This is a genomic window from Lacibacter cauensis, assembly GCF_007830055.1.
GTDB lineage: Bacteria > Bacteroidota > Bacteroidia > Chitinophagales > Chitinophagaceae > Lacibacter > Lacibacter cauensis.
In genome coordinates this window covers 1-12,068 of record NZ_VLLE01000010.1, presented here as the reverse complement: position 1 = coordinate 12,068, position 12,068 = coordinate 1, and the positions used below count along the sequence as shown (strand labels likewise).

The following is a 12,068-nucleotide window of genomic DNA, read 5'->3' as shown; positions in this document are numbered from 1 at the left end:
CCATAAATAGAGGAATGATAATAACAGAAATATCGCAATAAATAAAAGGCGGCTTTGGGATTTACTCATAACGTAGAAAACAGTCAACTTGATTTTAAAACATCAAGATTATAATTAAACGCCACAACCCCAAAAAAAAAATAATAACTGCGTCGTTTCGGCGTACAAGCGTGCAGTGTAACTTTTAAAAATAAAAACTACGAATTATACAATCGCTCATTAAAAAAAAATGATCGTATACGTCAGCTTTTTTTTTATGATAATTATTTTTTGAATATTTTCACGTTTGCAGTATGCTAGTTTATGTCAATACATCCAATTATGTATCATTTCACTAAATTAACCAAACAGAGTTTTAAAAGTTTTACGCTAACTGAAGTTCTGGTAGTTTTAATTATTATTGGAATTCTAATATTGCTAGCCTTACCAAATCTGATGCCACTGATAACAAAAGCAAAAAGTACTGAAGCTAAAATTCAGTTGCAACACCTGTACACACTTCAAAAAAATTATTTCTTTGAAAAGTCAAGATATTCTACTGATTTGACAGAAATATCATTCGAACAACAAAAAACTGTTCTAAATGGAGGACAGGCTAATTATAAAATCGACATAATAGAAGCCTCTACAAATTATTTTAAAGCAAGAGCAACAGCCATAGTAGATTTTGATGGAGATGGAATTATGAATACATGGGAAATAGACAGCGACAAAATAATTAAAGAAATAATACCTGATTAAGAATGAAAATAGTATTCCTCATTAGCATACTATCTCTCTGCTGTATGATTTTTATTTCTGACTTTCGACATCGAACAGTAAATGTTTTACTGTTTATCTTTCTTTTTTTTTCTTTATCGATATACTCATTGTTGTTAAAAGGCGATCCTCAACTCATTCTTTCAAATGCTGCTTTAAACCTCCTTGTACTTTTTATTTTAATATCTGCACTTGCTATTTACCTAAAAACTTTCAGGAATATCCCGCTAAAAGAAGCCATAGGAAAAGGAGACGTCGCCTTTTTCATTTGTATAGTTTCCTATTTTTCGCCGACAGGCTTTTTGTCTTTCCTCATCAGCAGTTTCATATTTACATTGGTATTGCATTTATCAATAGTAATGTTCCCAAAACTAAACCAGCAAAACACTTCCATCCCGCTTGCAGGCTTTCAGGCAATCTGGCTAGCCGTTGTTCTTTCGTTAAGTCACTTATCAATTTCAACTATCTAAATCCTGCGTAAATTAATAAGTTATGGCAAAGACTACCGTTGATGATATTATTAAGGATGAACTACTATCGATTATCACCAAAACACAGGCAAGAAATTATGAGATAATCCCTATTGAAATTACGGATACGGTTATCACTTTTTTAAAGTCAAGCCGATCTAATAGAAATCCTATACCGGCAAAGGAACTAGAAATACTTTTAGGTAAAAAAATAGCATTTAAGGACACCGATTATGAATACATACATACGCTCCTTGATCGATATTACCCGGTAAAGCAGATTGATGAAAGGGTTAAAATTCAATATTATGATGGAGACGCTGACAGTTTCATTAAAGCGTTGATTGAGGAGGCGAAGTCTTTAAAAAGCAGTGATATCCATATCGAAACCTTTGAAGACAATTGCCGTATACGGATTAGAATTGACGGGTTGCTGGTTCCTAGATATACAATTCCTAAAACAAAATATCCGTCACTCATTAATAAAATAAAAATACTTGCTAGTCTTGATATAGCTGAAAAAAGGCTGCCGCAAGATGGACGTATTTTTTTTCAGGTTGAAAATGAAAAATTTGACATAAGGGTATCGATCCTGCCTACTCTTTATGGCGAAAAAATCGTTCTTAGGTTATTAACTCAAGATACCACAAAGATTGATATCAATAACCTGGGTTTCTTTAAAGATGACTTACGAAACTATTTGAAAGGAATTAATAAGCCGCATGGGATGGTTTTGATAAGTGGTCCAACTGGATCCGGAAAAACTACTACACTATATGCTACATTAAAACTCCTTAATAAGAGTACTAAAAATTTACTTACGATTGAAGATCCGATCGAGTACACTCTGGAGGGAGTCAACCAAGTACAATTGAGAGAGAACATTGGCTTTACTTTTTCAAAGGCACTTAAGACTTTTTTAAGACAGGATCCTGATGTTATTATGTTAGGTGAAATAAGAGATGGCGAAACAGCAAACATGGCCATAAGAGCTTCTCTTACCGGCCACCTAGTCTTATCAACTATTCATACAAATTCGGCATGGGGAATCATTTCAAGGTTAAGTGATATGAACATTCCGCCATTTTTATTGGCAGATACACTTAATACAGTGGTAGCCCAACGATTATTAAGAATTTTATGCCCACATTGCAAAAAAAGTATGCCCATCACGACATTGCCCGTTTATTGGAAAGATGTTGGTCTCATCCCGCCAGATATTCACTATATCAGTCGAGGGTGTGATCACTGTTTTAATACCGGTTTCAAAGGCCGAAAGGCGATTTACGAAGTAATACCAATTGACAGCTATTTATCGGATAAAATAAAAAATAGAAAAGACGGAATTTACGACTATCTAAAGGAACAAAAAGTACGTACTCTGCGTGAAAATGCTTTTGATTTGTTTGTAACTGGCGCGACAAGCTTTGATGAAATATTACCTCTTTTAACAGTATAACCAATGCGAAAATTATTATTGATAGCTTTTCTTTCGTCGTGTCTATTTAAATTGAGTTTTTGTCAAGATCAAAGGATTAAACTGATCGAACAAAATCTTTTTCAACTTTCAGAAACCACAAAGGGCCTGAATGATCGAACTGAAGTAGCACTTTCAAACAGTTCCTTAAAAGAATTTTTGAAAGGACTAGCCCAAAGCCATTCTTTGAGCCTAGAAATCAGTCCTGAAATCAATAATTCCATCACTGCATATTTTTACAATGAAAAGGTGGTAGACATCCTCATCTATTGTATTAATCAATTTAATCTTGACGTAAAGTTTAATCATTCCATTATTTACATTTTTCCCTACAATCCTCCTAAAATAATTATTCCACCGGTTAAAAAAACACCCACCATTATATTCGATTCGACTAAAAACACGGTCACACTTGATTTAAGAGACGACACACTCTCTCTAATTGCCAGTACAATTACTAAACTGTCTAATCAAAATATACTGATCGCTCCAGAATTGTCAAATCGAACTATCAGCGGCTATTTTCAGAATTTATCGATTCCAAATTTACTAGATAAAATTGCTGTTTCTAACTCATATAAAATCAATTTAACATCCGATAGTGTTTTTATTGTTCAGCCATTGAAAAATGATGAGGAGATTATTACTAAGCAGTCAACTCTTCCAAACTCCAGTTATTATGTAAAGAAAAATTATACGCCTGGCACCAATGTTTCAATTAATCAATTGGAAATATCCACAGATGAAAAAGGAAACAAATTTATCACGCTTAATATTACCAACACACCTATCAGAGATGTGATTAAGGGGATAGCTGAACAGGCTGGAATAAATTACTTTGTCTATTCTGAAATAACGGGAAACGCTACAGCAAATGTCAGAAATCTTCCTTTTGATCGGGTTTTATCATTTATTCTCCAGGGAACCAAGTATACCTTCAATATTGACAATACAGTCTACATGATCGGAGACAGACAGGATGAAGGTTTAAGAGCTCACAAATTAATAAAACTACAATATCGATCTGTGGATTCACTTCTAACGATACTACCGCCCGAACTGATAAAGTCTGTTGATATAAAAGAGTTTAAAGAATTAAATAGCTTTCTTTTAAGCGGATCGCAACCTCAAATCAAAGAAATCGAAGCGTTTGTAAAAGAACTTGACCGAACAGTACCCATGGTAATGATTGAAGTGATTTTGATGGACATAAGAAAAATCAGAACAGTTCAAACTGGTATTAAAATGGGAGTTTCAGATTCTGTTCGTACTGGAGGTACTCTTTTAGGAGGCCTTGATTTCACACTTGGAGCTGGAGACATTAATCGCTTCATCGATCAGATAGGTCTAAATAATATTTTTAATTTAGGAAGAGTTACCCCTAATTTTTACGTCTCATTACAAGCACTTGAAAACAATAACAATGTAGAGCTCCGCCAAACACCGAAACTCTCTACACTTAACGGACATGCTGCAAATCTGAGTATAGGCAGTACCAGGTATTATCAAATCAGAACACAAAATGTTGTTCCTTCAATAAATGCTCAAACAATTGTTACCGAACAGTACATACCGATTGAGGCAAATTTGTCCATCGACATTAAACCCTTTGTATCAGGAGATGAACATGTAACGCTGAATATCCTTGTTAACATTTCAGACTTCCTTGGAAATACGCCCATAAACCAACCTCCTCCTACGTCTACAAGCAAATTCAAATCAATTATCCGTGTTAAGAACGAAGAAATGATTGTGCTTGGAGGAATTGAACGAAATGAAAAAAGTGAGGATGCATCAGGCTTGCCATTTCTATCAAGAATACCAGTGCTGAAATGGATTTTCGGCAGACGAACCAAAACAACAGGGAAAACAGTTTCTGTTGTTTTTATTAAACCAACAATTATATATTAATGCTAGCTGAATTTTTGAAGAAAAAAATATTATACTTTAGGAGAGCAGCTGCTATAGAAATCATAATAAGCGAAAACGATGATTTGTGCATTAACATGATCATTGGAGAGATACGAAATAACAAAATCAAAAAGGTAAGTGAAGCATTTGTTATTGATAGTATTGAAAAATTGGCAGAAAGAATTGACAGCAAAACTCCTGTTTCGGTTATTATAAACGGGAAGCCGGTACTTGTGAAAGAAGTTCGAATGGAAATTACTGATAAAAACAGCAATCTTGTTGCAATGGCATTTCCAGAAATAGAACATTCCAAATTCTACTCCTCGGTATTCAAAAGCGAACAAATAGCAGCCATTTGTATCGCCCGAAAAGAAGCGATTGATAAAATTATTGAAAGACTTATAAAAGCGGATATAAAGATTTATACTCTTTCAATTGGCATAAAGGCTATTGAAAATATTTTCCCTTTCATAGAAGCGAAATCTGTCGACAGTATAGAAACAAACTGGTTTAAAGCAACTTTTGATGAACAAAAAGCAATTGCTCAAATTGAACAAAAAGACACGCCAGATAAGATTTGGACAAACAAACATGAATATTTGATTGGCGATCAATACATACACCAATTTACATTACTCCCATTTAGCGCATTAATAGAATTGCTTGCAGAAAATATTGACTTAAAGGAATCGATTGCGAATGGAGTGCTTGCTGTAAAACGTAAGGAATTTAAATTTAACCGGTATTTTAATATTGCCGGAATAGGTATTTTGTTTTTTTTATTTGCGATTTTATTCTTCAATTACATTCTCTTTTTCAGGCTCTATTCTAAAAATCAGGAATTACAACTACGACTTCCCATTATAACAGGCGCTACGAATCAGAGTCGACTAGTACAGCAGGGACATGAAAGTATAATCAACTATATAAAAGAACATGACTGGGATAAACGGACAATGATCAGCTATTACGCTGACCGGATTGCAAGTCTGTTACCTAATAACCTGACCCTACTATCACTTGAGGCATATCCTGAAAAAAAAGGGGCATCCAACTTCTCACAAACGATGCTCTTTACTGAAAGAATTATCCTGTTAAAAGGCATCTCGCCCGATCCATCCTATGTAAACGCCTTTATGAATAATCTTGCGACATTGCCTGGCTTGGAAACGGTAAAATTGAAAAAATACTTTAGAAATAAAGAGAAAATGACTGATGAATTTCATATCGAACTATTGATAAAATGATTAAACAAAAAACAATAAACCCACAGTTGAAGATTAGAATCCTTTTCTTTTCTTTACCAATCCTGTTAATTATTATTTACAGATTTGCTGTTGTCTTAACAATTGAGGAGCAAAAATCAAATAAACGCCTGTTGGCTGCTATTAGCAGTGCGGAAGCTGCGAAGGATCTAGATTCTGCCAACATGTTATCCGCAGATTCTTATCTTGACATTGTTCGTAATTTCACGATGGACACATTGGATCAAGGGAAAAAGCTATTCGAAATTCTTGCTGATTATTATTCAGAAAACGGAATTAAGATTACAGACTATGGTATCGCAGTAGTGGACACTTCAACTAACCCGCAGGTTATTACCAGAAAAATAACAGTACAAGGTGGCTTTTCTGAGATACTGCAATTAATTCATCAACTCGAAAATAAAAATGTAATCGGCAGGTTGCAATCAGCTTCATTCAAAAGTCATACTGACTCACAAGGCGAGTTCGTTTATTTAGAAGCATCATTACTCATTCAAAATTTATTATTACATGAAAAAGATAATTAAGGCAATTGCAATAGTTTGGTTTCTACTCATTATATGTTCCTGTAGCCAAGTATTTGAAAAGCCACTTGAAAATGACATTGTAGAATTAACCGCACCGGCAAATAATGTAACGACAATTTTCAGGAATAACACTTTCGCATGGGAAGAGTTGGATGGTGCGACCAAATACAGGTTACAAATTGCTTCTCCCCGTTTTGACTCAATAGTAAGATTTATAACAGACACCCCTGTAACGAAGACAAATCTTACCCTTACCCTTGACTCCGGTAAATATGAATGGAGAGTAAAAGCTCTAAACAATAGTTCTTCCTCAAATTATAGTAAGACCAGAACAATTATTATTTTATAACTTGTATGAAAAAAAATTACCTTAAATATGTCTTGGTTCTGGGGGTAGTACTTATTTGGGGTACGATTATTTATCGCATAATTCAATCCTTACAGACCGGGCCTCTGGAAGTCAATTTAAAAAATATCCCTCAAGATAGTAAGCCGGCCAAGGTTGATACTTTTTCATTGCTTTTAAATTATGAGGACCCCTTTTCGAGGAGTCTACAAAGTGGCGAGACTGAAGATTCGATTGTAACGGATAATACAATCATTTACAAGGAAGAGCTAACAAACACGACAAATAACAATACTGCTCAGGTTCAAAAAAATATTCAACAAGCTCCTGATTTTATTAAGTATTCTGGATACATCTACAATCCTCAAAAAAAAATACAAATGGTGATGGTGACAATTCAAAACCAAAGTTTTGCAATGACAGAAAACATGGAGGTCAATGAGGTTACTTTAAAAAAAATCACCAGAAACAAATTAACGATAAGGTATAGAGGAAATAATTTTACAATACCTAAATCGTTTTAAGCATCTATCTATGATCAAACTTAAATCTATTCTATTATTCTGTTTGAATTTAACAATACCAATTACTGTTCTCTTTGCGCAGCAAGGTAATAATTGGTATTTTGGATTTAAGGCTGGCCTTAATTTTGGATCAACTCCTCCTCTACCACTTTTAGACGGACAGCTAAATACTAAAGAGGGTTGTTCCACGATTTCAGATACAAAGGGAGATCTATTGTTTTATACAAATGGCGATACAGTTTATAATAAGCAGCACCAAATAATGGCAAATGGCACCGGATTATATGGTCATATCTCTTCTTTTCAATCGTCTATCATCATTCCCCGACCGGGTAGTGATAGTTTGTTTTATATTTTCACGGCAGATGCACAAGAAAATACAGGAGCCAGGGGTTATAATTATTCTGTCGTAGATATGAGCAGGCAAGGTGGGCTAGGTCAGGTAATTGAAAAAAACACATTGCTATATGCCCCATCCTCTGAGAGAATGACTGCCGTACGACATAACAATGGTGTGGATGTATGGCTTATTACGCATGTGCCTGTAGCAAATGAATTCCGGACATTTTTAATTACTTGTAAAGGCGTTACCTCCATACCTGTAAGCAGTTTTTCCGGAGACGCTTACCCGGAAGATACCAGGCAAGGTTTCAGGTCTGATCTGATAGGTGTATTTAAAGCAAGCCCGGATGGCAAATTATTAATTACTTCTACTTATTCAGAAACCGGTTTTGCTCAGTTGTATTCGTTTAATAGTGCAACAGGAATTGTTTCGAATGCGTTCAGATTACCACTTAGAAGACTTTCGATTGGTGCAGAATTTTCGGCCGACTCGAAAATGCTGTATGTTGGGGATGTCTTTCCTGGAGCCCATAAGATTTACCAATATGATGTTTCAACATACAATCCAACGAATATATTAAACTCGAGATACGAACTCAATGTCGGCACTACAGTTGGATCCATGCAAATTGGCCCCGACAACAAGATATATGTCGTGGGACGAGAACTTGATTCTTTTTTACACATTATTGAACAACCACAAAATATCGGAGCAGCCTGTTCTTTCAAGCAAAGAAGTATTTCATTGAGCGGCAGATCTGCATGGGTAGGCCTACCCTCATTTATGCCCAGCCTATTTATAAATCAAGGAGCTAGTTTTGATTATAGCATCCAGAATGACTGTTCGACGGTAAATTTTACCGGAACCTCAACCTTGCAAGGCGCTCTTAATTGGTATTGGGAGTTCGGCGATGGCAACACTTCTACTTTACAAAATCCTGTACATACTTACCAAAATTCAGGAAACATATATAACGTGACTTTGAGGGTGTCATCTAATCTTTTTTGCGGTGAACTGAAAGTTGGAAAACCGATAAACCTAACAAGAGTAATTCCTGAAGCAGGATTTGCGCATACTTTGCAATGTGGAAATTACACTGTCAGTTTTACTGATACGTCTAAATTAAAAGGGAATTTTAGCCCAGACGTAATGTGGGACTTTGGTGATGGAGCAACCTCTACTTTACAAAATCCTGTTCATACTTATACGTCAACGGGTAAATTCAAGGTATTACTTCGAATAGGAAATAATGCCACATGTGGAGGATTTGACACAATTTCGAAAATAATTTCCATCGAGGCAAAACCTATTGCCAATTTTAATCATTCGACCTTGTGTAACTCATCTCCAATTCAATTTACTGATATTTCAACAATCAGCACAGGAACTATAAGTCACTGGTTTTGGGATTTCGGTGATAAGTCAACTTCAACACAAAAAAATCCTGTCAAGACGTACTCCATAGCAGGAAATTACACTGTAAAATTTGTTACCGTCTCCGGTACGGGCTGCGTATCAGATACAGTATACCGTACAATTGCAGTAAGTTCAAAACCTATCAATTCTTTTACGGTCTCCGACACCTGTATTTCAAATATCACCAGATTTACGGGTACCTCCGACGTTACTAATGGAAATATTACTGGACAGTGGTGGGACTTTGGAGACAGCTCTGTTTCTAACATATCAAATCCTTTTCATACATACACTGTCCCCGGGAACTATCGCATAAGATTTGTAACAATGGCAAATACAGGCTGTGCATCCGATACTTTGTCTCGCTTTATTAGTATTGGCTCTAAACCTTTAGCAGCTATTGCAAGCGATGAACAATGCGGAAACAAACAAGTCAATTTTAATAGCCAATCTTCAAATCAAAATCAGCCTCTTACCGGTTGGCATTGGAGTTTTGGAGATACGAATACAGGGATTCAAGAGAATATTAGCCATACTTACAATGCTTTTGACGATTATCAGGTTAAATTGGTAGTTGTATCATCATTTGGTTGCGTTTCTGACACAGCTAGAAAAGTAATACAGGTAAACGCAAAGCCAACAGCCAATCCGCAGTATATTGACGGATGTCTCGGTGCGCCAATTGAATTTACAGACAACTCATCTATCGAATCAGGTTTTATAAATCAACGGCATTGGATTTTAGGCGATGGAACAACCAGCCAACAAAAATTATTCACCAAAACTTTTCAAACAGCAGGAGATTTGGAAATAAAACTAGCTGTTACGTCTGATCGAAACTGTGTTTCTGATACAGTTACACGTCAGATAAATATAGAATCGAAGCCAATAGCGAATTTCAGCATAGCAGATGGTTGTGTTTCCGATCAATTACAAATCATAAACCAGAGTAACATTGGGACTGGTACGATTATAAAACATTTCTGGGATTTCGGCGATAATTCTACCGCTACTGTTGCTCAGCCAATATACAGATATGGGGCAGGCGGTAATTATTCAGTTCGTTATATGACTGAATCCAAAAACGGCTGCAAATCCGACACTGTAAAAAATACTGTGTTAATAGAAACAAAGCCAGTTGTTGATTTCAGTTTTGGATCCACCTGTGCCGGAAAAGAAGTAATTTTTCAAAACATATCCAATAATCAGGCAGGAACCATCATAGCTTGGCAATGGAATTTTGGTAACGGAGAAAATTCTGGTTTGTATCAACCAACGGTCACATATGTTCAACATGGTATTTACCCTGTTTCGTTAACAGCAAGAACTTATAATGGCTGTAGTGCCACCCTGAGCAAATCAATCACTATCAGAAAGGTTAATATTTTTGCAGGAAGAGATACTGTTACAGCAATAGGACAACCTCTTCAATTATCAGGAAGTGGTGCAAGCAGTTACAACTGGTCACCACCCCAATATTTGGACAATCCAACTATTGCTAATCCTGTTGCAATTTTACCTGTTGATATGAATTATATCCTTTCTGCTATTACAGATGAAGGTTGTATTGGCGTTGACACGATAAGTATCAAAGTATATAAAGGTCCCGAAATATTTGTTCCCACTGCCTTTGTTCCTGAAGGAATCAATCGAGTATTTATGCCTATTCTGATAGGTATGAAAGCACTAATCAGTTTTGAAGTTTATAATCGTTGGGGTCAAAGAGTATACCAAACGAATAAATTTAATGAAGGCTGGAATGGCCAATTTAACGGCAAAGCGCAAGTGGCAGGTATGTATATATGGAATGTTAGGGCGTTAGATTATATGGGAATAATGCATCACAGAAAAGGAAATGTAGTATTAATTAGATAATTATAAATAATTGAAGGGCTGATAGTCATAATGTTTAAGAGTATTAACAACCGAAAGGCTGTTTTTTTGTTGTTGATTTATGTAGTTACATCAAGACAACAATACATGTTTAACTAATTCTTGTTCATTTGGATTCTTTGTTAACGGCCGATCAAAAAGATGAATAACGCTATATAAGCTTCTTCCGTTAAATGACTAGCTCCAATATATATAGTTGTTCTTTAAAAAATCAATTTTATGCGCCGGAAATAAATCCCTCAGCATATATTGATTAATTATGACGAAGACACTTTTACAATCTTGATTTGTTTATGCAGACCTGAGATTCATAACTTTTTTAACGCTGAGACTTATAAGCGCTGATTCTCAAAGCTTACTTATTAAGCATTATAGTGTATCCAAAAAGAGTTAGGAGTGTTGGCAAGGCGAAGTGTTTAGACAAATTACCAGTGATTAAGACTTTCTGCGCTATAGACAGCTATTTTTTGAAATCGATCGATTATCCGTTTCCAACCTTTACTATTAAAAAAGATTCAGCTTAAAAGTCTAACAATAAATAAACTTTGAAAATCCCTCACTAAAATATTTGATTTTAACAGGCGCCTTAAATTCATTGATTATTTCTTTCAACAAAATAACGCACTGATTATCGAGCTCAACAATTTTGGAAGCATTAAACTCTTTTTCATTGTGGGCCATTGGAATTATTTTCCTGTATTCCTCACTCCAATTCCAAATTTGTTTAATTCGTTCTTTTGAAAATTCAAACTCATTCAAAGAAACTTGACCATCAAATTCATGCTTAAGGCATTGATCAAAATAGTCTGAAGAAAATATCAAATATTTCATTATTTAGGTTTTATTGTTTCAGTAAAGCTACGGTGAAAAATAAGGTTTCGTTTTGGATTCAAGATAATTTGGGAAAAACTATCCTTTCCATTAAGACTTCCTGTCAAATTACAGAGGAATGACACGTCACTTTGAATAATAAGCTCTGTACCCAATATTAGATCATCGAATGAAAAAGGATAATTGTGACCGTTGGATCATTTAATGCTTTTACTCATTAAGCAATTTGGATGAATCAACATAACCGATCTTAACAGAAGAAATAATAAACATCCATAAATAGAGGAATGATAATAACAGAAATAT

10 protein-coding genes are annotated in these 12,068 nt (G+C 35.2%); 9 read left to right on the top strand and 1 reads right to left on the bottom strand.

All coding sequences use genetic code 11. The annotated features are described in order from the left end of the window. Positions 1 to 321 precede the first annotated feature (321 nt). The 9 genes from IQ13_RS21285 to IQ13_RS21245 are packed head-to-tail and all read left to right on the top strand — an operon-like array spanning position 322 to position 10,913. The gene (locus IQ13_RS21285) at positions 322 to 741 is read left to right on the top strand and encodes a prepilin-type N-terminal cleavage/methylation domain-containing protein (RefSeq protein ID WP_144888770.1); all 420 of its coding nucleotides are present in this window, start codon (positions 322 to 324) and stop codon (positions 739 to 741) included. Between the two features lie 2 nt (positions 742 to 743). Next, entirely contained in the window at positions 744 to 1,229 is a 486-nt protein-coding gene (locus IQ13_RS21745; protein WP_144888769.1) for a prepilin peptidase, read from the top strand. 22 nt (positions 1,230 to 1,251) lie between these two features. After that, the gene (locus IQ13_RS21275; RefSeq protein WP_144888768.1) at positions 1,252 to 2,688 is read left to right on the top strand and encodes a GspE/PulE family protein; all 1,437 of its coding nucleotides are present in this window, start codon (positions 1,252 to 1,254) and stop codon (positions 2,686 to 2,688) included. Positions 2,689 to 2,691: 3 nt separating this feature from the next. Then, positions 2,692 to 4,617 carry a type II secretion system protein GspD gene (locus IQ13_RS21270; RefSeq protein ID WP_144888767.1) on the top strand — a complete coding sequence of 642 codons (1,926 nt, stop codon included), beginning with the start codon at positions 2,692 to 2,694 and terminating at the stop codon, positions 4,615 to 4,617. After that, positions 4,617 to 5,864, top strand: coding sequence for a PilN family protein (locus IQ13_RS21265; RefSeq protein WP_144888766.1), 1,248 nt, complete (start codon positions 4,617 to 4,619; stop codon positions 5,862 to 5,864). Before IQ13_RS21270 ends, IQ13_RS21265 begins: the two co-directional genes overlap by 1 nt. After that, complete coding sequence (locus tag IQ13_RS21260; protein ID WP_144888765.1) at positions 5,861 to 6,409, top strand: hypothetical protein; 549 nt, start codon at positions 5,861 to 5,863, stop codon at positions 6,407 to 6,409. The genes IQ13_RS21265 and IQ13_RS21260 overlap by 4 nt, the downstream gene beginning before the upstream one ends. After that, positions 6,393 to 6,758 (top strand): hypothetical protein, encoded by a 366-nt coding sequence (locus tag IQ13_RS21255; RefSeq protein WP_144888764.1) that lies wholly within the window; start codon positions 6,393 to 6,395, stop codon positions 6,756 to 6,758. The genes IQ13_RS21260 and IQ13_RS21255 overlap by 17 nt, the downstream gene beginning before the upstream one ends. Positions 6,759 to 6,763: 5 nt before the next feature. After that, on the top strand, positions 6,764 to 7,279 hold the full coding sequence (locus IQ13_RS21250) for a hypothetical protein (protein ID WP_144888763.1): 516 nt from the start codon (positions 6,764 to 6,766) through the stop codon (positions 7,277 to 7,279). A gap of 10 nt (positions 7,280 to 7,289) precedes the next feature. Continuing rightward, the gene (locus IQ13_RS21245; protein ID WP_144888762.1) at positions 7,290 to 10,913 is read left to right on the top strand and encodes a PKD domain-containing protein; all 3,624 of its coding nucleotides are present in this window, start codon (positions 7,290 to 7,292) and stop codon (positions 10,911 to 10,913) included. Between the two features lie 546 nt (positions 10,914 to 11,459). Here IQ13_RS21245 and IQ13_RS21240 read toward each other — a convergent pair. After that, on the bottom strand, positions 11,460 to 11,762 hold the full coding sequence (locus tag IQ13_RS21240) for a hypothetical protein (RefSeq protein ID WP_144888761.1): 303 nt from the start codon (positions 11,760 to 11,762) through the stop codon (positions 11,460 to 11,462). Positions 11,763 to 12,068: the final 306 nt, after the last annotated feature.